Raw genomic sequence first — 16,901 nt, forward strand, 5'->3', positions numbered from 1 at the left:
GTTATCCTCCCCGTTTTTTCCAGCCTGCCCAGTTATCCAATACCCGATGCAGCAGACGACGGAAGCCGAACACGTAGACAAAGATCAGACCGATCGCCCCCTGATAAGCAACGGGCGTTGCTTTCAAGGCTTCAAAGCCTGACATGACCGCCTGAGTGATCTGCCCTGCTTCTGGCCAGATCAGAGTCAGTAGCGGAGCAAAGAACAGTAAGAGCAGGGGCAGGGTAAACAGCAGGATCAAATAACCATCTTCCCACGTAATGTTGTCCCGGCTCTGGTGATCCAGCTTGCCCGCCGCTTCCGCCCTTGCCTGTCGCTGATTGATCTGTGCCTGCTGGTCGATCTCTTTGAGCTTCGCTTTATGCTGAGAGCGCTCCCGCCACCACGACAGGGCACCGCCCAGCAAACTGGCAATCACTGTAGCCCCCATACCTGCCTCGCGTACTGTTTTCGATACTCGGGCGCCCATGGGTTGATCAGGTCTAACCCGCCGTAGATGTGGTTAAACAGATTCTGGGTTGCCTTGGGGTTGCCGGTAATGGCTTCCCCCAGACCAATGGCACCTTGATTGAAGATGTTGTTCTCATCCACGGGGTTAATGGCGGCGGCGGTTTTCTCGGCGCCTTTGTACAGGACATAGGCACCGAGCGCACCAATGCCCAAGACGATAAAAAACTGTTTGTCATTCAGTACACTCATGCCATCGCTACCCCGGCACTGATCACGGAATAACTGTAGGGTTGTACCCCGTTCTCATGGTGAATAATGGCGGCGATGAGTTCAGGATAACGCCCCTGTTCAATCGGTGTATCCGGATGGACGTTGAGCTTATGCGCCACATGATTGATGTAGGCGTGGGTATCGTTTTCAATCGGTGGCGCCCACGTAGCGATGATTTCCGCTACGGTATCCACGCCCCGTCTTTTGTAGCTTTTCAGGATTCTGGCCATCGCCCGGATGCCGTATTCTGGCTGGATAAAGGTGATGAACGACGGGTCACGCTGGTTGTCCGCCATGCCCTGCCAGTTGTCCCCGTGCCTTATGTTGCCGGGATTGTGGTTGCGGATGCCTCTTGGCTGATCCGCTAATCGTGCGGTTTTGTTGCTGAACATCAGGAAGCCTCCTGCCACCAGTGCCAGTAGCGTTAGTTTTGCGCCGGTATCCATAGCCGTGTCTGTTCCTCACCCGCCGCCCTCAGTGCCCGCTTCAGTTGCTCAATGGTGACGGTGGCCTTGCTGTCGTCCGCCAGTACCCAGAGCGTGGTTTCCGTGTCGCTACTGCTGGCGGTAATGGCTCTGGCCATGCGGGTTTGACTGGTTTCGTCACCGTCGAAGGTCATGCCATCAATGGTGACTTTGATGTTGTTGACCGCCCCGGGACGGCTGGCCTTGAACTCGGCGATGATGTCCTTTTCCCAGTCGCCGGTAGGGGTTGCTTTATAGAACTCACCCGGCCTTGGGGTGTTCATTTCAATGTGGTTTTTGGGGCACTCGCCGCCGATCTGTTGGAAGGACTCGCCCACCTTGGCATAAATCTTCATGCGACCAACCTCCAGACGTGGACACGACAGGGGGCAGAAGTCACTAAAGTTCCCGGATTGTACAAGTCGCCCACGTTAGTTCCACCATGCAGTGAGGTTTTACCCGTCTGCACCACAACGCCTTCAGACTCGACATAACCCGATACCACAAACCTTGTAATGGAATTGCTAGTCATATCCGATAAATTGCCCGTCGCAAACCAGCGGCCATTGACCAGAATCTCAACCCAACAGATGACTGGCGTGTTATTACCAAACGGACTGGCCTGAACGTAGCGGCTATTGCTATAAACTGTGCCAAAATCCAGCAGGGCGTAATCCAGATCGGGCTTGCCGTTAATCAACGGCCACTGAATGTCCATCAGTCTCATTCGTTGACCTCCATCAGATACACGGTCTGCGTCCCTGCCCCGTCGCCACACAGCTGCACCGCCCCGGAGAATTCACAAAAGTCGTGTGCATGCCCCGCGAGCAGTGGTAAGCCGAGATTTTTGGCACCGGCTAACCAGACTTTGCCGGTATTGGCGGCATCGGCGTATAAGGTGAGTTTCTGGCGGGCATTGTTGGCGGCGATGGTGTGCACCTGAGCGTCCGTCAGTACCACCGGTGCGATGGGATTTAATGAACTGGCGTTTTTAATGGCAATCTCACCCGTCACCGCCGAATCTTCAATATCGCCCCAACCGTAGACCAGTGTTGCTACCAGATCACCCGTACCGGTATTGATCACCCTAAGGTTTGCTGTGGAATCACCCAGTTGAAGCTTGCGCCCGGCAATCATGTCCGAGCGTGAACCGGCATCGGTGGCAATGCGAAAGCCCATGTTGGCGGACTGGACGTAGACCAGCCGCGCCGAGATTTTCAGGTTTTCCTCTTCGCCCTGCTTAACCCGGACGTTGAGCGATGAAATGTTAAAGCCCTGCTGGATCATTCCTTTATCTCCTCAGTGCTAAATAAGCCAGCGTGACCAATGCCGAGCCGTAAACAATGGGTTTAATCAGCCGCTCACTCTGGCCGTTGTCCGGCAGGTTCTGGGTTTCCACAAAGGCCAGCGACTGCGCCAGATTGTCCTCAATGGCCTGATAGCTGTCGCTCTGGTTTCGGTTGATCAGCTCCAGCGTTTCACCGGCCAGCGTAAAAGCTGCATCAATGGCGCCCTTGTCGGTCACTTCAATGGTGGAGCCGCTGACGTTGGAGAGCAGTAGCCCTTGGTTGTCCCCATCCACACCAATACTCGAATTGGTGTTTTGAGTGGTGTTGCTACTGCTGGAACTTGAACTGCCCTTACCCATGAATCACCATCCTTAGCACCCGTTCCCCGCCCTGCTTGATGTCGATCAGTTGAAAGGGAAAGTGCCGTTGAATCAGTCGAACGAAGGCCGGTTTCAGGGTATGAAAGCGAATGCTTTGCAATCCCTGCATCTTGGCGGCGGCCAGCAGGTAGACGCAGGCGTCAATCAATTCACGCCCCACAGCGCAGACAATGACCAGCTCTTTTTTTTCAATACGGGTCAATAACAACAGGGCGTTTCTATTCACCGACCAGAGCTGAGCTTTAGCGGCCTTGATCTCCTCATCCGGGCACCAGTCCATCACCGTTCTAAACCGGCGGCGCGCTGTCCCCGTGAGTCGCTTCAGTCGTTTGAAGGTCAGCCTTTTTTCCATATCACCAACCCCACCAAGACCAATACCCCGATCAACAGGTAGTCCTCGGTGTTCATGCCACCGAAGTTGATGCCCGCCAGTGCGTTACTGGCGGAGGCCGAACCGCCTGCTTGAGACGGTCCCCCGTTGCCGATATTGCCGGGGATATCCCCGGTGGTCAGACTGCCAATGTCTGGCAACATACCCTGCTCCCTTCCCTATTTCTTCATGACCGCATAGCCAATGCCCAACAGCAACAGACCGCCACCGACATACAACAACCGCTGATCCATGCCACTAAAAAGCGAGGGAGCGCGGATATCGTCCAGTACGTCTTTGGTTTCGGTGGTCTGGCTGACCTTTTCGGCTTCCAGCATGGCGGCCGCCTGTGCCTGCCCCTGCTTAAAGGAATCCAGACTGTTCTGCGCCTTCTCGGACTCGACGCTGACGTACGCGCCGAGAATGTCCGACAGGCCAATATCCAGAAAATCAGCCATGTTAAATCCCTCCGAGACCGCTCCAGTACTCTGGGTAGAGAATGATGGAGTCGGCGGCGCTCATCTCGATGATCAGACGGAAATCCTGCTTACCTTCTAAGGAGAGCTGGTTACCAATCTCATTGGTGGTCATCCAGTCGAGGTGGTACCAACCAGTCTGAGGCGTACGGCCTTTGCGCTGAAGGAAGGCGGCCATCCGTGCCTTGGTCATCTCCCACACCACCTGACCGTCGATTTCCAGACGGACTTCGTCGATGTTGGCGCTTTTCAGGTGCAGTGCCTGAAGGAAGGCTTCACGGGGAAGATCAGAAATTTCGAAACGACCGGCCACACTGGTGGCATGGACGAAATTACGAATCTTGGTGATGGCGCCCAGACCGTTAGCCCGTGCCGCTTGAGTGCCGACATGGCTATAGCGTGGTGCCATGGCCTGAACCGCTGGCGAACCGGTCACCGTGCCGATATCAAAACGCACTTCCGCGGTGGATACGTCATTCACCCCGAAGTTGAACATTCTGGCTTGACCGGAATTGGTGAAATGCTCACGGTAAAACGGAATCTCCACTTCATCCGCTTCGATGTGATAGCCGTAATAGGCGCTGATCGCTTCCAGATCGGCCACCGACTTGTAGGACTGGATCGGCTTACCGTTGGCCAGTACGTCAATGTTGGTGACTTTATCCTTGGTGATGTCGGTCAGCTTCAGGTTCACACTCTCATAGGTGTGATTGCCGACGGGCATACCAATGGTGGCGGTCTGGTCACTGCCCACGTTAGAAACATTGGGCAGTCGCAGGGGACGAACAAAAGACATGGTCGAGTCCCCTCTCAGTTAGAGCCAGTGATTTTTTTAACAGCGGCGCTTTTGTTGTTCAGGTAAATGGTTACCAGCGCAACAACGGCTACGGAGCCGACGAATTTAAGATCAGTGAGTTTGCTGAACATGTGGGTTTTCTCCCTGTGGTTTTTTGGTGTCACTGGGAGAAGGTTTAACACGGGGGGTCTAGGGAACTGTCAAGGGGGTCATCCCTAGGAAACCCTAGGGATTATTTACAAAATACTTACTAATTCTGAAAACATAATTCCTCAGAGTCTTTTTTTTGCATAAGCTCACATTTATGAAATATATGAAATTTAGGATCATTGCCGTCAAACCATGAACATAATACACCATCACCACTTGTTCTACGGGGGTTAGTACCTTGACTATTGCATTGGGGTGACACTTGTACATTCAATTCCGCTACTGCCATATATGGACCTTTACCAGAAATATGTTGTACAACATGGCCAAGATCTAACTGATAATCTTTACTCATAAAGAACCTCTACTATTTCATTTTCATAATCTCACTCATCACTAAGCTGAGGAAATAAAAATGTATGCTTTTGAAAACGATGTTTTTCATCAAACCAAATGCAAGTTACATCATTACCGTCTATTTCTCTGACAACTAATGTTTGATTGATATCACTACGAAGATGAACAGAATCACCGATTTTAAAACCTGAAGGATTATTAGGATCTACGTTCTCTGAAGGCTTAGGGTACTCTTCTATAATGTCTAGCTCAGTATTTTGGAACTTTTCATGTTGAATTTTTTTAATGATATCAAACCATTCACATTCACATTCAGTATCATTAACTTTATTTTTAACAGTCATTTTAGGTTTTCCTACACCCAGAAGACAGACGACATCACCATCAATAGGATTACTCATGCAGAGACGCCTCATCATAAAGGAATATCAATAGCAGACTTATTTTAGACTACTAATGACTTTTATGTATCAAATCCACTTCACCCCCTTTGGTTGTTTATACCTCAGTTTTTTGAGCACCGGCTGACTGGTTGCCTGACCATCGTCGTAATAGAACTGCAATGGCTGCAAGGCAGAAATATCAGCTGCCGCCAGATCACTGGCCAGATAATCCGCCATCAGGTTGGCATTTTTACCCCTGAAAACGCCGATGTATTTGCGCTCACACTGGTCAAAGTAGGTTTTGCTGATCTCTTGGGGCTTCTGGCTCACCCCGTGAAAGACCAGCCCGTACTTTCTGCCCTGATTCAACAGCACGGCGGCATTGTTGGAGGCTTTACCGGCATGCTTACAGACTTGGCTCAGCTCCTCGGCGATGACGTGGGTTTTATGGTTGCCATCGAGTACCGCCCAGATCACACCACAGAACCATTCGTAATCCTCCACAGTGGAGCCAGCGAAGGCGACCCGGAATGAGCCGCGCTTAATCCCTGCCTTTAACAGCTTGAGAAACTCCCGCTTATCCTCGGTATGAATCCCGGCATGATCACCAGAAGCGTCCCAGAGGATAATACGCCCCTTTTTGGGAATGGCGGGATTGCTGATCACCGCCTGAGATTTACCGGCACCGGAGCCACCCAGATAGAGCGTGTGCTCGTTCTTATGCTGAGTATTGGGGTTGATCGGCTTCAGATTCATTGTTTTTTTCCTGTTGTTCAGCGGCTTCCTTGGCTTTGACCTGACTGTAGATACCGAAACCGGCCACAGCCACCACGACCCCTAATTCGATCTCTTCCCTATAGGGTTGCAGCCATGATGGAAGATCGCCGCCGTACTTACGAAATACGGGTACCGCCTTTTCGGTAATGGCCTGTTTGGTGCCGTCATCAATCTCAACGAATGCCCATTTCAGTTTCACCAGCGATTCAACCATGCCCACGGCAAAGGCCGCCCCCTGCTGAGCGGCCATGTCGGCCGCCTCGCTTTGCTGTTCCTGCTGGGTTTCGGCCTCCACCGCCTGAAGCAACTCGGCGCTCTCTTTCGCTTCGATGCTGTCGAGAATATCCAGATTGTCTAATGTCTCCTGACTCATTACATGCCCCCTTTTAACGGTAATAGGATCAGTGCAGCGATACCGGCAAGAATGGCCAGCCCGCCTTTTTTATGAGTGCCTTCCCTAGGCGAACCTATAGGGTTTTCCCTAGCGTCATCCCTAGGGATAATCCTAGAACCATCCCTAGGGTTTTCCCTAGAGTCGTCCCTAGGATTATCCCTAGCGCTATCCCTAGGGTTTTCTTCATCCATGATCAGATTGGGGGGCAGTTTTGGCGTCACACCGTCTAACCACACCGTCTCCCTATAGAGCCGGGTTTGCAGTCTTGCCCCCTTGCGCATATCCACCCCGCAATCCTGACAACCGACATACAGGTACTGCTTGGCATTCTGCTTCACGGTGGCTGGATTCCCGCAAAGGTCACAGGCGATGGTACCCAGTTTTGGATTATTGGCTTTCGGCATTTCTGGAAACCTCCCTTTCCACCAATTCCGTTAAAATACGCGCCGACCTCAACAGCAGTCCTTTAACCTCTGCCGGTAACATTACGCTTTTTTGTGCCTTGGCTGCTCCTATTGAAACTTCATTCAGTAATGTCACTAATTCCACATTATCCATAAGCCCACCCCCTTTCAGCTTCCGTACAGTTATTTACACAAGTCCAAGAGTCGGCGCTGTGCGCCTCCTGTTCAGTCGCCCGTACCGGGCGAACCGTCCACACCAAGAAACGGGTCATGATGTTTTTCTCTTCCTCAACACCAGACAGCACGACCCCTTTCACGGATTCCAGTAATTCGTAGTAATCGTTGATCTCAACATTGGGCACCCGCCACGACTGCATGGGGTATTCAGAGCGTTTCAGGGTAGGGCCACCCATGGCCATGACAAACGCCGCCCAGTCCGCAGCATCGGCGGCGGCCTTGATCTGCTGGAAACAGGTTTTCTCGCTGTCGTCCATGGTCTCGGATTCTGGCAACAGGCTTTGCATCTGTTCGATCTGCTCATCATCCACCCGTCGCAGCTCACGCCAGACCGACACCGATGGACCACCAATAAACTGAAACTGACGAATGCCCCAGCAGGTAGCCCACGCCTCGACCCGGCTCTGCCCTTCTTTGATCAATAATTCCTGCTGACCTTCGCTCTCTAAGTCGAGCTCTGCTTCCATGCCTTGGGCGCCATCAATGTTTTTCGTGAGGTATTTGACCAGATAACCGGTAGCGCCCTTCTCTGGGTCTAATGGCATGGCATCGAGGCGACGCTCTTTAGCGCCCTTTTCGTCCGGTGAATCTTTCAGGGCGTACTCCCTGAAAATGGCTTTGGCCTGCTCGGACTGATCGGGATTGAAAAACAGCGACATGTGCCAATGGGGGCAGCCATCATGATGGGGTTCAGAGACTCGAAGACCGTAGGCTTTGATGCCTTCACGCTCCCACTTTGCCCTGACTTGCGCCCAGACTTTGCATAACCAGTCTTGGGCATCCCTAGGGGTTGCCCCACTCCATTGACTGTTGGCGTAGCAATGGTTTTTACCCTTGCTCATCCGGTGAAACCGGCTAGGGGTCGTCAGAGTAAAGAACCAGCCCACATGCCCTAGCTGTTGGGCGACCAGATCAAAGCCTTTAGAGCGGGTAATCAGTTCTGCAAAGCGGTTCCTAGGATTCGCTAGGCCACATTCCGCCAGTTCTGCTAGGGTGTACACATCGCCGTGCTGGTTCTCAGCCTCTAGGTTCTCTAGCAATTCTTGGTTGCGTTGCTTCTGGCGCTTACGGTTGGCTAAACGAATGTCTGAGCAGTAGAGCCCTTTCTCTGCGGACACTAACCGGATATCTCTAGCCACGGTCTCTAGGTTGCGGCTTAGGGTTTTACGCACCTGACGACGCCACCATTTGGCATCGCAGACCCTAGCCAAAGCCCTAAGCCACGCTTGGCGCTCTTCAGTCTCGGTCATGTTCTGCTTAAGATGCAGTGGGAAGGCTACCCCCTGCTCGTTGACGTACATCTCTACCGGGCGTCTGACGCTGATCTCACAGCCGTCGTTCAAATAGGCGTCCACTAACAAACCACAATGGTGCGCCCGATCTTCTGCCCACTCTTTAACCTGCTTATCCGGAGCACTGGCTGCGATGGGATTGTGTTTGTCGCCAATGGTCATCTGTTTATCCAGCTCCAACAGACGGCGATTGGCTTCCACGTACCCCAGTCGCTTACAGGTGGCGGAATAGTCGTGGGACAAGGCCGAGGCGATAGGACGATAGCGGTTAAAAATGGTACGCCGGAACTGATCACAATCGGGCGTACCTAGGGATTTAATGGAGCTGGCAGGATCAACAAAACGCATATTAAATGAATCCATTCATTCCGGAACTGATCGCCACCCCTAGGAAATACCCTAGAACCATGACTTCTACAATGGATTGGGAGAAACGTAAAAGGGGCTTTAGGGATTTGGCTTTCTTATCGTCCTTGATAATGTAGGGAGGCATTTGATTAACCCTCATGCTCGACTAATTGAATGGCAGCTCGAAGAACGCTAACCCCATCGTTACAGCCATTCTCCAAACCAATTTCATAAGCCATGGACGGTGAATCCAAATCCAATCCCATCAGGCTGTATTCTTTTTGTTGTTGGTAAGCGTTTTTAGCCGTGGACTCCAAGCGGGCTAATTCCATTTTCAATAACAGTAAAAGCGATGCTTGTTTTTTCATTTGACCCGCGCTCCTTGCAGTTCGGTTTCCGCCCATTTCACGGACGAATTCAGTTTTAAACCGAGGTTCAACAGCTCACCCTCACTTAGCTCATCTTTAAACAGAATCTTCTGATCGTATTTGCCAATCTGGCAGCCCAGAAAGTGGCGATAGAAAAACAAGCCATCACCCAACGCCCAGTAATTCAACACGGCTTTTTGGGCGCCTTCGACGCTTTCTAAGGCTTGCTGGAAAAAGAAGGGATTTAATAAAGCAACAATGAACTTGGCTTTTTCTTTTCGAAGGGACTTATACGCCAATTGAACGGTTTTTAATAAATCGGCTTGCTGTTCAATATCGGAGTCAATGGCGTCGGCTTGGGCTTTTTGCCACACCTGATCAAACAGGTCTGAAGTGTTTTGTGGTTCTGGCTGTCTGGCACTGTCCAGAGCAACCACGTTATGAGCGGTATCCATGTTCTTATATCACCTGTCTTATTTGCGAGTCGTTGCGGAAGTAAAACGGGAGGAGCAACCCTCCCAACCTCGCAACAGGTAATGTAAGTATGTGACTAACATAGCCATATGTCTATGTCAGTCATATGTACATGATCGCCGTAAGTTCTAAAATATATTTAACAGTCAAGCAAGTTTCGATAGGAAATTTCAATCAAGAATGGGTCGATCATGAAAAAAACAGCACCTGAAATCGTACGAACCAAGGACTTTATTAAGCTAATTGAGGATAAATATAACGCACCAACGACGTATAAAATGGCTCAGTTATTAGGTGTCTCTAGAAATACAGTTAAACGCTTTAAGGAAGGAGAAATTATTAAGCATGCCTCAATAATGGTAAAGGTTTCAGAGCTATTGGACGTTGACTTAAGCTACGTGATTTACAACATTTTGGCCGAGGAAGCCGAAAAGGACGGTGAACAGGACGTTGCACAGTCGTTTGTGCAAACTGCACAACAATACGCCCCTATCGGAATTGCCATAACTGCTTGTTTTTGTTTGCTTTTCCTGCCTTATATTAGCTTTGTCTAATTTAACGCGTAATATATATTATGCGAAATTAGGCTATAATTCATTGGACTTTATTTTTTGATAGATAAAAACTATCAGTATTCTCACTATTGGAAATTGATAAATGTCAAATGCAAAGGAAAAATGAATACCACTTCAATAGATTTTATCTATCGTTAAACCCGATTTTAACCCCTGAATTGCAAAAAAGACTCGATTGCCAACAGCATGGTTCGCCCTTTTTTGAGGGTTTTAATAACCATATATAAAGGCAATGGAGTTTTTATTATGCCTAAGAAGTATAAAAAGCCGGTTATTTCCCACCATGACATCGCCATTTCAAAGACTGCCAGCCACGAAAAGCCAATCTGTATCATGGTGACCACTCGATACGGTTTACGCTCTGGTACCTGTTCTATTGATGAAGCGGCCATATGGTGCGATCAGGATGAACGCACCATCAAACAATGGCTGAATAATAAAACCATCCCCGATAAGGTCGCTGCCCAGTTACTCGCTATTTACGTAGCCGGTGTGCTGCCTTGGGAATCCTTCGAAGGCTTCAGGATTATGGACGACGGCAAGATGATTGATACCGTAGGACACAGTCACAGCTTCGCCGAGATTCAGGAGCGCGGTCATTATTGGGCAGAAAATCAGCGCCTTAGAGCATTACTGGAAGCCTACAAAGCGACATTCAAGGAACAGGAGACTAAAGAAAGGCCGGTTCGTTCAAAACCCACCTTACGACTGGTGAAATAAACCAAAGCCCGTGTTCTTGTTGAATACGGGCTTCTATATAAAAAATCAATCATAAAAAAAGCCCCGACTAGCGGGACTATGAATCCTTATTGTTGTTATTGTATGGAAAGGCTATCCTTAGCCAGCAGCTCCTTTCCTTATTATTATTTTTCTTCCGTGGTAGGCCGATCCTTGGCCTGCTGCGTTTCTTATTATTGTTATTTCCTTCAGGCTATCCTTAGCCTTGCTCCCCTGTTGTTATTCTTAGTTCCCTGAGGCTATCCGTAGCCGGTGTCCTTGTTGTTATTATCCCTTCCTTGGGTGGCCATCCTTGGCCGGTGTATCCTTTTGCATCCTTGCACCTATACATAACCACTTTACGTGCCAACGTTGGTTATTTTCAGTCGTACCAAGGGATTGCGCCTAACTGGGTGATTGACAGAATCTTTATATATGAGTAATGGTTACTTGCAGATGTCACTAAAAGAAACATAAGTAATAAAAAAGCCTGCGCGAACACAGGCTTAGGGATTATTTTTTGTTTTTGGCTTTAACTATCCGCCCTCCCTTGATGTATTTAAAGCCTTTTTTCAGTTTTCCCTTGCCCTTGGTGCCGGTCTTTTTAGAGACGCTTTTGCGAGCCATGGTCAGTCCTCCCGTTGCTCCAGTTGGTTAATGCGGTATTCCGTAATCCCCCGCCATGCGTTCAGGTCACTGAGTTTCTGGTTAATGGCGTCACTCTTATTCAGGTTCAGCCCGCTACCCCCCAGTAACAGAATCATCAGTACGTACATCGGGCCTTGGTTTTTCCCCTGCTCCATAAGCCACCCCATGTTATCCTCCCCGTGTTTTCCAGCCCGCCCAGTTATCCAATAACCGATGCAGCAGACGACGGAAGCCGAACACGTAAACAAAGATCAGACCGATCGCCCCTTGATAAGCAACGGGCGTTGCTTTCAGGGCTTCAAAGCCGGCCATGACCGCTTGAGTGATCTGCTGCGCTTCTGGCCAGATCAAGGTCAGTAATGGGGCAAAGAACAATAAGAGCAGGGGCAGGGTAAACAGCAGGATTAAATAGCCGTCTTCCCACGTGATGTTGTCCCGGCTCTGGTGATCCAGCTTGCCCGCCGCTTCTGCCCTTGCCTGCCGCTGGTTAATCTGTGCCTGCTGGTCGATCTCTTTGAGTTTCGCTTTATGCTGTGAGCGCTCCCGCCACCACGACAGGGCACCGCCCAGCAAGCTGGCAATCACTGTAGCCCCCATACCTGCCTCGCATACTGTTTTCGATACTCTGGCGCCCATGGGTTGATCAGGTCTAACCCGCCGTAGAGGCGGTTAAACAGGTTCTGAGTTGCCTTGGGATTACCGGTAATGGCTTCCCCTAAACCAATCGCCCCTTGGTTGAAGAGGTTGTTCTCATCTGTTGGATTGATGGCGGCGGCGGTTTTCTCGGCGCCTTTGTACAGGACGTAGGCACCGAGCGCCCCAATACCCAGGACGATAAAAAACTGTTTGTCATTCAGTACACTCATGCCATCGCTACCCCGGCACTGATTACGGAATAACTGTAGGGTTGTACCCCGTTCTCATGGTGAATAATGGCGGCAATCAGTTCTGGATAACGCCCCTGTTCAATCGGTGTATCCGGATGGACGTTGAGCTTATGCGCCACATGATTGATGTAGGCGTGGGTGTCGTTCTCAATGGGTGGTGCCCAGGTAGCGATGATCTCGGCTACGGTATCCACGCCCCGTCTTTTGTAGCTTTTCAGGATTCTGGCCATGGCACGGATGCCGTATTCTGGCTGGATAAAGGTAATGAACGACGGGTCACGCTGGTTATCCGCCATGCCCTGCCAGTTGTCCCCGTGTCGGATATTGCCGGGGTTGTGGTTGCGGATGCCTCTTGGCTGATCCGCTAATCGTGCGGTTTTGTTGCTGAACATCAGGAAGCCTCCTGCCACCAGTGCCAGTAAAGTTAGTTTTGCGCCGGTATCCATAGCCGTGTCTGTTCCTCACCCGCCGCCCTCAGTGCCCGCTTCAGTTGCTCAATGGTGACGGTGGCCTTGCTGTCGTCCACCAGAATCCACAGCGTGGTTTCCGTGTCGCCGCTGCTGGCAGTAATGGCTCTGGCCATTCGGGTCTGGCTTATCTCGTCACCGTCGAAAGTCAGGCCGTCAATAGTGACTTTGATGTTGTTGACCGCTTCAGGACGGCTGGCCTTGAATTCGGCCATCATGTCTTTTTCCCAGTCACCGGTAGGGGTTGCTTTATAGAACTCACCCGGCCTTGGGGATGTCATTTCAATGCAGCCATCGGGGCACTCGCCGCCGATCTGCTGGAAGGACTCGCCGACCTTGGCATAAATCTTCATGCGACCAACCTCCAGACGTGGACACGACAGGGAGCAGACGTAACTAAAGTTCCCGGATTGTACAAGTCGCCCACGTTAGTTCCACCATGCAGTGATGTTTTACCCGTCTGCACTACAACGCCTTCAGACTCGACATAACCCGATACCACAAACCGTGTAATGGAATGGCTAGTCATATCCGATAAATTGCCCGTCGCAAACCAGCGGCCATTGACCAGAATCTCCACCCAACAGATGACCGGCGTGTTATTGCCAAACGGACTGGCCTGAACGTAGCGGCTATTACTGTAAACCGTGCCAAAATCCAGCAGGGCGTAATCCAGATCGGGCTTGCCGTTAATCAACGGCCACTGAATGTCCATCAGTCTCATTCGTTGACCTCCATCAGATAGACCGTCTGCGTCCCTGCCCCGTCGCCACACAGCTGCACCGCCCCGGAGAATTCGGTAATGTCGTGGGCGTGCCCTGCCATCAGGGGCAGACCGAGATTTTTAGCCCCTGCCAGCCAGATTTTTCCGGTATTGGCCGCATCGGCGTATAAGGTGAGTTTCTGGCGGGCATTGTTGGCGGCGATGGTGTGCACCTGAGCGTCACTCAGTGCTACCGGTGCGATGGGATTTAATGAACTGGCGTTTTTGATGGCAATCTCACCGGTCACCGCCGAGTCTTCAATATCCCCCCAGCCGTAGACCAGTGTCGCCACCAGATCACCCGTGCCGGTATTGATGACTCGTAAGTTGGCCGTGGAATCCCCCAGTTGCAGCTTGCGCCCGGCAATCATGTCCGAGCGTGAACCGGCATCGGTGGCAATGCGAAAGCCCATGTTAGCGGACTGGACGTAGACCAGCCGCGCCGAGATTTTCAGGTTTTCCTCTTCGCCGGGTTTAACCCTGACGTTGAGCGATGAAATGTTAAAGCCCTGCTGGATCATTCCTTTATCTCCTCAGTGCTAAATAAGCCAGCGTGACCAATGCCGAGCCGTACACGATGGGCTTGATCAGCCGCTCACTCTGGCCGTTGTCCGGCAGGTTCTGGGTTTCCACAAAGGCCAGCGACTGCGCCAGATTGTCCTCAATGGCCTGATAACTGTCGCTCTGGTTTTGGTTGATCAGCTCCAGCGTTTCACCGGCCAGTGTAAAGGCGGCATCAATGGCACCCTTGTCGGTCACCTCAATGGTGGAGCCGCTGACGTTGGAGAGCAGTAGCCCCTCGTTACTTCCATCTACACCAATGCTCGAATTGGTGTTGTGAGTGGTGTTGCTACTGCTGGAACTTGAACTGCCCTTACCCATGAATCACCATCCTTAGCACCCGTTCCCCGCCCTGCTTGATGTCGATCAGCTGAAAGGGGAAGTGCCGTTGAATCAGTCGAACGAAGGCCGGTTTCAGGGTATGAAAGCGGATGCTGTGCAATCCCTGCATCTTGGCGGCGGCCAGCAGGTAGACGCAGGCGTCGATCAATTCACGCCCCACAGCGCAGACAATGACCAGCTCTTTTTTTTCAATACGGGTCAATAACAACAGGGCGTTTCGATTCACCGACCAGAGCTGAGCTTTAGCGGCCTTGATCTCCTCATCCGGGCACCAGTCCATGACCGTGCGAAAGCGTCGGCGCGCTGTCCCCGTGAGTCGCTTCAGTCGTTTGAAGGTCAGCCTTTTTTCCATATCACCAACCCCACCAAGGCCAATACCCCAATCAACAGGTAGTCCTCGGTGTTCATGCCGCCGAAGTTGATGCCCGCCAGTGCGTTACTGGCGGAGGCCGAACCGCCTGCCTGAGACGGTCCCCCGTTGCCGATATTGCCGGGGATGTCCCCGGTGGTCAGACTGCCAATGTCTGGCAACATACCCTGCCCCCTTCCCTATTTCTTCATGACCGCATAGCCGATGCCCAACAGCAACAGCCCGCCACCGACGTACAGCAACCGCTGATCCATGCCACCAAAGAGCGATGGCGCGCGGATGTCGTCCAGTACGTCTTTGGTTTCGGTGGTCTGGCTGACCTTTTCGGCTTCCAGCATGGCGGCCGCCTGTGCCTGTCCCTGCTTAAAGGAATCCAGACTGTTCTGCGCCTTCTCGGACTCGACGCTGACGTACGCGCCGAGAATGTCCGACAGGCCAATATCCAGAAAATCAGCCATGTTAAATCCCTCCGAGACCGCTCCAGTACTCTGGGTAAAGAATGATGGAGTCGGCGGCGCTCATCTCGATGATCAAACGGAAATCTTGCTTGCCTTCTAATGAGAGCTGGTTACCGATCTCATTAGTAGTCATCCAGTCGAGGTGATACCAACCGGTTTGTGGCGTACGGCCTTTGCGCTGAAGGAACGCAGCCATCCGTGCCTTGGTCATCTCCCACACTACCTGACCGTCGATTTCCAGACGAACCTCGTCGATATTGGCGCTTTTCAGGTGCAGTGCCTGAAGGAACGCTTCCCTCGGAAGATCGGAGATTTCGAAACGACCGGCCACACTGGTGGCATGGACGAAATTACGAATCTTGGTGATGGCGCCCAGACCGTTAGCCCGTGCCGCTTGAGTGCCGACATGGCTATACCGTGGTGCCATGGCCTGAACCGCTGGCGATCCGGCCACCGTGCCGATATCAAAACGCACTTCCGCGGTAGAGACGTCGTTTACCCCGAAGTTAAACATTCTGGCCTGACCGGAATTGGTGAAATGCTCACGGTAAAACGGAATTTCCACCTCATCCGCTTCGATGTGATAGCCGTAATAGGCGCTGATCGCTTCCAGATCGGCCACCGACTTGTAGGACTGGATCGGTTTACCGTTGGCCAGTACGTCAATGTTGGTGACTTTATCCTTGGTGATGTCGGTCAGCTTCAGGTTCACACTCTCGTAGGTGTGATTGCCGACGGGCATACCGATAGTAGCGGTCTGGTCACTGCCCACGTTAGAAACATTGGGCAGTCGCAGGGGACGAACAAAAGACATGGTCGAGTCCCCTCTCAGTTAGAGCCAGTGATTTTTTTAACAGCGGCGCTTTTATTGCTCAGGTAGATCGTACCTAAGGCAACCAACATAACCGGAACAATGAATTTTGGATCAGTGAGTTTGCTGAACATGTGGGTTTTCTCCCTGTGGTTTTTTGGTGTCACTGGGAGAAGGTTTAACACGGGGGTTCTAGGGAACTGTCAAGGGGGCATCCCTAGGAAACCCTAGGGATTATTTACAATATCATTACGTTAAAATTAATATAGAGAACCAAAATACTACACTCGAATTTTCTAAATTTTAATCATCAAAAACATCATACTCTTTGTATACCTGCAACTTTTCATTGATAGCTTGAGATTCACGTTCCTCACGTTCCTCACGTTCTTTTCTTGTAATAAGCACACGAGCATCAAATTCTTCAGTAATAAGATTATTATTAATAAACCACTGACAATAAAGTAAATAGTTTTCCTCTGCATTAGTCATTTTAAATTCGCTAACTGTCATATATGGGCCTTCACAAGTATTCAGCGACACAACATCACCAATCTTGAAGTTATGACTATTACTCATAATACAACCTCTGTCATTGATAAGTTAACATGCAGATTCATTAT

35 protein-coding genes are annotated in these 16,901 nt (G+C 51.0%); 2 read left to right on the forward strand and 33 right to left on the reverse strand.

All coding sequences use genetic code 11. The features are described 5' to 3' along the window. Position 1: 1 nt before the first annotated feature. The 20 genes from ACOCLE_RS07485 to ACOCLE_RS07580 form a co-directional block, all read right to left on the reverse strand. Positions 2-430 carry a hypothetical protein gene (locus ACOCLE_RS07485; protein ID WP_419536176.1) on the reverse strand — a complete coding sequence of 143 codons (429 nt, stop codon included), beginning with the start codon at positions 428-430 and terminating at the stop codon, positions 2-4. Further along, positions 415-699 carry a hypothetical protein gene (locus ACOCLE_RS07490; protein WP_419536177.1) on the reverse strand — a complete coding sequence of 95 codons (285 nt, stop codon included), beginning with the start codon at positions 697-699 and terminating at the stop codon, positions 415-417. The genes ACOCLE_RS07485 and ACOCLE_RS07490 overlap by 16 nt, the downstream gene beginning before the upstream one ends. Beyond that, on the reverse strand, positions 696-1,166 hold the full coding sequence (locus ACOCLE_RS07495) for a structural protein (protein ID WP_419536178.1): 471 nt from the start codon (positions 1,164-1,166) through the stop codon (positions 696-698). The genes ACOCLE_RS07490 and ACOCLE_RS07495 overlap by 4 nt, the downstream gene beginning before the upstream one ends. Further along, complete coding sequence (locus tag ACOCLE_RS07500; protein ID WP_419536179.1) at positions 1,145-1,540, reverse strand: DUF4376 domain-containing protein; 396 nt, start codon at positions 1,538-1,540, stop codon at positions 1,145-1,147. The genes ACOCLE_RS07495 and ACOCLE_RS07500 overlap by 22 nt, the downstream gene beginning before the upstream one ends. Next, positions 1,537-1,902, reverse strand: coding sequence for a hypothetical protein (locus ACOCLE_RS07505; protein WP_419536180.1), 366 nt, complete (start codon positions 1,900-1,902; stop codon positions 1,537-1,539). Before ACOCLE_RS07505 ends, ACOCLE_RS07500 begins: the two co-directional genes overlap by 4 nt. A 5-nt stretch (positions 1,903-1,907) precedes the next feature. Next, positions 1,908-2,471, reverse strand: coding sequence for a hypothetical protein (locus tag ACOCLE_RS07510; protein ID WP_419536181.1), 564 nt, complete (start codon positions 2,469-2,471; stop codon positions 1,908-1,910). Between the two features lie 4 nt (positions 2,472-2,475). Further along, on the reverse strand, positions 2,476-2,832 hold the full coding sequence (locus ACOCLE_RS07515) for a hypothetical protein (protein WP_419536182.1): 357 nt from the start codon (positions 2,830-2,832) through the stop codon (positions 2,476-2,478). Then, a complete protein-coding gene (locus tag ACOCLE_RS07520; protein WP_419536183.1) occupies positions 2,825-3,205 on the reverse strand; it encodes a hypothetical protein in 381 nt (126 codons plus the stop codon). The genes ACOCLE_RS07515 and ACOCLE_RS07520 overlap by 8 nt, the downstream gene beginning before the upstream one ends. Next, on the reverse strand, positions 3,190-3,387 hold the full coding sequence (locus ACOCLE_RS07525) for a hypothetical protein (RefSeq protein WP_419536184.1): 198 nt from the start codon (positions 3,385-3,387) through the stop codon (positions 3,190-3,192). Before ACOCLE_RS07525 ends, ACOCLE_RS07520 begins: the two co-directional genes overlap by 16 nt. A 15-nt stretch (positions 3,388-3,402) precedes the next feature. Then, positions 3,403-3,681 (reverse strand): hypothetical protein, encoded by a 279-nt coding sequence (locus tag ACOCLE_RS07530; RefSeq protein ID WP_419536185.1) that lies wholly within the window; start codon positions 3,679-3,681, stop codon positions 3,403-3,405. 1 nt (position 3,682) lies between these two features. Beyond that, positions 3,683-4,495 carry a major capsid protein P2 gene (locus tag ACOCLE_RS07535; RefSeq protein WP_419536186.1) on the reverse strand — a complete coding sequence of 271 codons (813 nt, stop codon included), beginning with the start codon at positions 4,493-4,495 and terminating at the stop codon, positions 3,683-3,685. A gap of 250 nt (positions 4,496-4,745) precedes the next feature. Then, complete coding sequence (locus ACOCLE_RS07540; RefSeq protein ID WP_419536187.1) at positions 4,746-5,000, reverse strand: hypothetical protein; 255 nt, start codon at positions 4,998-5,000, stop codon at positions 4,746-4,748. Positions 5,001-5,031: 31 nt separating this feature from the next. Next, the gene (locus ACOCLE_RS07545) at positions 5,032-5,403 is read right to left on the reverse strand and encodes a hypothetical protein (protein WP_419536188.1); all 372 of its coding nucleotides are present in this window, start codon (positions 5,401-5,403) and stop codon (positions 5,032-5,034) included. Between the two features lie 69 nt (positions 5,404-5,472). Next, the gene (locus ACOCLE_RS07550; protein ID WP_419536189.1) at positions 5,473-6,141 is read right to left on the reverse strand and encodes a hypothetical protein; all 669 of its coding nucleotides are present in this window, start codon (positions 6,139-6,141) and stop codon (positions 5,473-5,475) included. Next, entirely contained in the window at positions 6,104-6,535 is a 432-nt protein-coding gene (locus tag ACOCLE_RS07555) for a hypothetical protein (protein WP_419536190.1), read from the reverse strand. Before ACOCLE_RS07555 ends, ACOCLE_RS07550 begins: the two co-directional genes overlap by 38 nt. Then, positions 6,535-6,960, reverse strand: a complete 426-nt coding sequence (locus tag ACOCLE_RS07560; protein ID WP_419536191.1) for a hypothetical protein — start codon at positions 6,958-6,960, stop codon at positions 6,535-6,537. Before ACOCLE_RS07560 ends, ACOCLE_RS07555 begins: the two co-directional genes overlap by 1 nt. After that, entirely contained in the window at positions 6,944-7,114 is a 171-nt protein-coding gene (locus tag ACOCLE_RS07565; protein WP_419536192.1) for a hypothetical protein, read from the reverse strand. Before ACOCLE_RS07565 ends, ACOCLE_RS07560 begins: the two co-directional genes overlap by 17 nt. Continuing rightward, the gene (locus tag ACOCLE_RS07570; protein ID WP_419536193.1) at positions 7,107-8,837 is read right to left on the reverse strand and encodes a replication endonuclease; all 1,731 of its coding nucleotides are present in this window, start codon (positions 8,835-8,837) and stop codon (positions 7,107-7,109) included. The genes ACOCLE_RS07565 and ACOCLE_RS07570 overlap by 8 nt, the downstream gene beginning before the upstream one ends. A 149-nt stretch (positions 8,838-8,986) precedes the next feature. Next, positions 8,987-9,205: a hypothetical protein gene (locus tag ACOCLE_RS07575; protein WP_419536194.1), complete on the reverse strand. Its 219-nt coding sequence runs from the start codon at positions 9,203-9,205 to the stop codon at positions 8,987-8,989. Then, a complete protein-coding gene (locus ACOCLE_RS07580) occupies positions 9,202-9,660 on the reverse strand; it encodes a hypothetical protein (protein ID WP_419536195.1) in 459 nt (152 codons plus the stop codon). Before ACOCLE_RS07580 ends, ACOCLE_RS07575 begins: the two co-directional genes overlap by 4 nt. 210 nt (positions 9,661-9,870) lie before the next feature. On the opposite strand from ACOCLE_RS07580, the gene ACOCLE_RS07585 reads away from it, so the two are divergent. Beyond that, complete coding sequence (locus ACOCLE_RS07585) at positions 9,871-10,233, forward strand: helix-turn-helix domain-containing protein (protein ID WP_419536196.1); 363 nt, start codon at positions 9,871-9,873, stop codon at positions 10,231-10,233. Positions 10,234-10,500: 267 nt separating this feature from the next. After that, on the forward strand, positions 10,501-10,974 hold the full coding sequence (locus tag ACOCLE_RS07590) for a hypothetical protein (RefSeq protein WP_419536197.1): 474 nt from the start codon (positions 10,501-10,503) through the stop codon (positions 10,972-10,974). 626 nt (positions 10,975-11,600) lie between these two features. Here the strand turns inward: ACOCLE_RS07590 and ACOCLE_RS07595 are convergent. The 13 genes from ACOCLE_RS07595 to ACOCLE_RS07655 form a co-directional block, all read right to left on the reverse strand. Beyond that, complete coding sequence (locus ACOCLE_RS07595) at positions 11,601-11,786, reverse strand: hypothetical protein (protein WP_419536175.1); 186 nt, start codon at positions 11,784-11,786, stop codon at positions 11,601-11,603. Between the two features lies 1 nt (position 11,787). Next, positions 11,788-12,204 (reverse strand): hypothetical protein, encoded by a 417-nt coding sequence (locus ACOCLE_RS07600; RefSeq protein WP_419536198.1) that lies wholly within the window; start codon positions 12,202-12,204, stop codon positions 11,788-11,790. Beyond that, the gene (locus ACOCLE_RS07605) at positions 12,201-12,485 is read right to left on the reverse strand and encodes a hypothetical protein (protein ID WP_419536199.1); all 285 of its coding nucleotides are present in this window, start codon (positions 12,483-12,485) and stop codon (positions 12,201-12,203) included. Before ACOCLE_RS07605 ends, ACOCLE_RS07600 begins: the two co-directional genes overlap by 4 nt. Next, a complete protein-coding gene (locus ACOCLE_RS07610) occupies positions 12,482-12,952 on the reverse strand; it encodes a structural protein (protein ID WP_419536178.1) in 471 nt (156 codons plus the stop codon). The genes ACOCLE_RS07605 and ACOCLE_RS07610 overlap by 4 nt, the downstream gene beginning before the upstream one ends. Beyond that, entirely contained in the window at positions 12,931-13,326 is a 396-nt protein-coding gene (locus ACOCLE_RS07615; RefSeq protein WP_419536200.1) for a hypothetical protein, read from the reverse strand. Before ACOCLE_RS07615 ends, ACOCLE_RS07610 begins: the two co-directional genes overlap by 22 nt. After that, on the reverse strand, positions 13,323-13,688 hold the full coding sequence (locus ACOCLE_RS07620; protein ID WP_419536201.1) for a hypothetical protein: 366 nt from the start codon (positions 13,686-13,688) through the stop codon (positions 13,323-13,325). The genes ACOCLE_RS07615 and ACOCLE_RS07620 overlap by 4 nt, the downstream gene beginning before the upstream one ends. 5 nt (positions 13,689-13,693) lie before the next feature. Then, positions 13,694-14,257, reverse strand: coding sequence for a hypothetical protein (locus ACOCLE_RS07625; protein WP_419536202.1), 564 nt, complete (start codon positions 14,255-14,257; stop codon positions 13,694-13,696). Between the two features lie 4 nt (positions 14,258-14,261). After that, a complete protein-coding gene (locus tag ACOCLE_RS07630; RefSeq protein WP_419536203.1) occupies positions 14,262-14,618 on the reverse strand; it encodes a hypothetical protein in 357 nt (118 codons plus the stop codon). Continuing rightward, positions 14,611-14,991 (reverse strand): hypothetical protein, encoded by a 381-nt coding sequence (locus tag ACOCLE_RS07635; protein WP_419536204.1) that lies wholly within the window; start codon positions 14,989-14,991, stop codon positions 14,611-14,613. Before ACOCLE_RS07635 ends, ACOCLE_RS07630 begins: the two co-directional genes overlap by 8 nt. Then, positions 14,976-15,173: a hypothetical protein gene (locus ACOCLE_RS07640; protein WP_419536205.1), complete on the reverse strand. Its 198-nt coding sequence runs from the start codon at positions 15,171-15,173 to the stop codon at positions 14,976-14,978. Before ACOCLE_RS07640 ends, ACOCLE_RS07635 begins: the two co-directional genes overlap by 16 nt. 15 nt (positions 15,174-15,188) lie before the next feature. After that, a complete protein-coding gene (locus tag ACOCLE_RS07645; RefSeq protein ID WP_419536206.1) occupies positions 15,189-15,467 on the reverse strand; it encodes a hypothetical protein in 279 nt (92 codons plus the stop codon). 1 nt (position 15,468) lies between these two features. Then, on the reverse strand, positions 15,469-16,281 hold the full coding sequence (locus tag ACOCLE_RS07650) for a major capsid protein P2 (RefSeq protein WP_419536207.1): 813 nt from the start codon (positions 16,279-16,281) through the stop codon (positions 15,469-15,471). Between the two features lie 300 nt (positions 16,282-16,581). After that, positions 16,582-16,857 (reverse strand): DUF2158 domain-containing protein, encoded by a 276-nt coding sequence (locus ACOCLE_RS07655; protein WP_419536208.1) that lies wholly within the window; start codon positions 16,855-16,857, stop codon positions 16,582-16,584. Positions 16,858-16,901: the final 44 nt, after the last annotated feature.

The sequence above is a fragment of the Endozoicomonas sp. genome, assembly GCF_965196975.1.
Taxonomy (GTDB): Bacteria; Pseudomonadota; Gammaproteobacteria; order Pseudomonadales; family Endozoicomonadaceae; genus Endozoicomonas.

What these genes read in the sequence shown, in the direction of transcription:
- ACOCLE_RS07485 (WP_419536176.1), bottom strand. Translation starts at nt 430, where the DNA reads ATGGGGGCTACAGTGATTGCCAGTTTGCTGGGCGGTGCCCTGTCGTGG.
- ACOCLE_RS07490 (WP_419536177.1), bottom strand. Translation starts at nt 699, where the DNA reads ATGAGTGTACTGAATGACAAACAGTTTTTTATCGTCTTGGGCATTGGT.
- ACOCLE_RS07495 (WP_419536178.1), bottom strand. Translation starts at nt 1,166, where the DNA reads ATGGATACCGGCGCAAAACTAACGCTACTGGCACTGGTGGCAGGAGGC.
- ACOCLE_RS07500 (WP_419536179.1), bottom strand. Translation starts at nt 1,540, where the DNA reads ATGAAGATTTATGCCAAGGTGGGCGAGTCCTTCCAACAGATCGGCGGC.
- ACOCLE_RS07505 (WP_419536180.1), bottom strand. Translation starts at nt 1,902, where the DNA reads ATGGACATTCAGTGGCCGTTGATTAACGGCAAGCCCGATCTGGATTAC.
- ACOCLE_RS07510 (WP_419536181.1), bottom strand. Translation starts at nt 2,471, where the DNA reads ATGATCCAGCAGGGCTTTAACATTTCATCGCTCAACGTCCGGGTTAAG.
- ACOCLE_RS07515 (WP_419536182.1), bottom strand. Translation starts at nt 2,832, where the DNA reads ATGGGTAAGGGCAGTTCAAGTTCCAGCAGTAGCAACACCACTCAAAAC.
- ACOCLE_RS07520 (WP_419536183.1), bottom strand. Translation starts at nt 3,205, where the DNA reads ATGGAAAAAAGGCTGACCTTCAAACGACTGAAGCGACTCACGGGGACA.
- ACOCLE_RS07525 (WP_419536184.1), bottom strand. Translation starts at nt 3,387, where the DNA reads ATGTTGCCAGACATTGGCAGTCTGACCACCGGGGATATCCCCGGCAAT.
- ACOCLE_RS07530 (WP_419536185.1), bottom strand. Translation starts at nt 3,681, where the DNA reads ATGGCTGATTTTCTGGATATTGGCCTGTCGGACATTCTCGGCGCGTAC.
- ACOCLE_RS07535 (WP_419536186.1), bottom strand. Translation starts at nt 4,495, where the DNA reads ATGTCTTTTGTTCGTCCCCTGCGACTGCCCAATGTTTCTAACGTGGGC.
- ACOCLE_RS07540 (WP_419536187.1), bottom strand. Translation starts at nt 5,000, where the DNA reads ATGAGTAAAGATTATCAGTTAGATCTTGGCCATGTTGTACAACATATT.
- ACOCLE_RS07545 (WP_419536188.1), bottom strand. Translation starts at nt 5,403, where the DNA reads ATGAGTAATCCTATTGATGGTGATGTCGTCTGTCTTCTGGGTGTAGGA.
- ACOCLE_RS07550 (WP_419536189.1), bottom strand. Translation starts at nt 6,141, where the DNA reads ATGAATCTGAAGCCGATCAACCCCAATACTCAGCATAAGAACGAGCAC.
- ACOCLE_RS07555 (WP_419536190.1), bottom strand. Translation starts at nt 6,535, where the DNA reads ATGAGTCAGGAGACATTAGACAATCTGGATATTCTCGACAGCATCGAA.
- ACOCLE_RS07560 (WP_419536191.1), bottom strand. Translation starts at nt 6,960, where the DNA reads ATGCCGAAAGCCAATAATCCAAAACTGGGTACCATCGCCTGTGACCTT.
- ACOCLE_RS07565 (WP_419536192.1), bottom strand. Translation starts at nt 7,114, where the DNA reads ATGGATAATGTGGAATTAGTGACATTACTGAATGAAGTTTCAATAGGA.
- ACOCLE_RS07570 (WP_419536193.1), bottom strand. Translation starts at nt 8,837, where the DNA reads ATGCGTTTTGTTGATCCTGCCAGCTCCATTAAATCCCTAGGTACGCCC.
- ACOCLE_RS07575 (WP_419536194.1), bottom strand. Translation starts at nt 9,205, where the DNA reads ATGAAAAAACAAGCATCGCTTTTACTGTTATTGAAAATGGAATTAGCC.
- ACOCLE_RS07580 (WP_419536195.1), bottom strand. Translation starts at nt 9,660, where the DNA reads ATGGATACCGCTCATAACGTGGTTGCTCTGGACAGTGCCAGACAGCCA.
- ACOCLE_RS07585 (WP_419536196.1), top strand. Translation starts at nt 9,871, where the DNA reads ATGAAAAAAACAGCACCTGAAATCGTACGAACCAAGGACTTTATTAAG.
- ACOCLE_RS07590 (WP_419536197.1), top strand. Translation starts at nt 10,501, where the DNA reads ATGCCTAAGAAGTATAAAAAGCCGGTTATTTCCCACCATGACATCGCC.
- ACOCLE_RS07595 (WP_419536175.1), bottom strand. Translation starts at nt 11,786, where the DNA reads ATGGGGTGGCTTATGGAGCAGGGGAAAAACCAAGGCCCGATGTACGTA.
- ACOCLE_RS07605 (WP_419536199.1), bottom strand. Translation starts at nt 12,485, where the DNA reads ATGAGTGTACTGAATGACAAACAGTTTTTTATCGTCCTGGGTATTGGG.
- ACOCLE_RS07610 (WP_419536178.1), bottom strand. Translation starts at nt 12,952, where the DNA reads ATGGATACCGGCGCAAAACTAACTTTACTGGCACTGGTGGCAGGAGGC.
- ACOCLE_RS07615 (WP_419536200.1), bottom strand. Translation starts at nt 13,326, where the DNA reads ATGAAGATTTATGCCAAGGTCGGCGAGTCCTTCCAGCAGATCGGCGGC.
- ACOCLE_RS07620 (WP_419536201.1), bottom strand. Translation starts at nt 13,688, where the DNA reads ATGGACATTCAGTGGCCGTTGATTAACGGCAAGCCCGATCTGGATTAC.
- ACOCLE_RS07625 (WP_419536202.1), bottom strand. Translation starts at nt 14,257, where the DNA reads ATGATCCAGCAGGGCTTTAACATTTCATCGCTCAACGTCAGGGTTAAA.
- ACOCLE_RS07630 (WP_419536203.1), bottom strand. Translation starts at nt 14,618, where the DNA reads ATGGGTAAGGGCAGTTCAAGTTCCAGCAGTAGCAACACCACTCACAAC.
- ACOCLE_RS07635 (WP_419536204.1), bottom strand. Translation starts at nt 14,991, where the DNA reads ATGGAAAAAAGGCTGACCTTCAAACGACTGAAGCGACTCACGGGGACA.
- ACOCLE_RS07640 (WP_419536205.1), bottom strand. Translation starts at nt 15,173, where the DNA reads ATGTTGCCAGACATTGGCAGTCTGACCACCGGGGACATCCCCGGCAAT.
- ACOCLE_RS07645 (WP_419536206.1), bottom strand. Translation starts at nt 15,467, where the DNA reads ATGGCTGATTTTCTGGATATTGGCCTGTCGGACATTCTCGGCGCGTAC.
- ACOCLE_RS07650 (WP_419536207.1), bottom strand. Translation starts at nt 16,281, where the DNA reads ATGTCTTTTGTTCGTCCCCTGCGACTGCCCAATGTTTCTAACGTGGGC.
- ACOCLE_RS07655 (WP_419536208.1), bottom strand. Translation starts at nt 16,857, where the DNA reads ATGAGTAATAGTCATAACTTCAAGATTGGTGATGTTGTGTCGCTGAAT.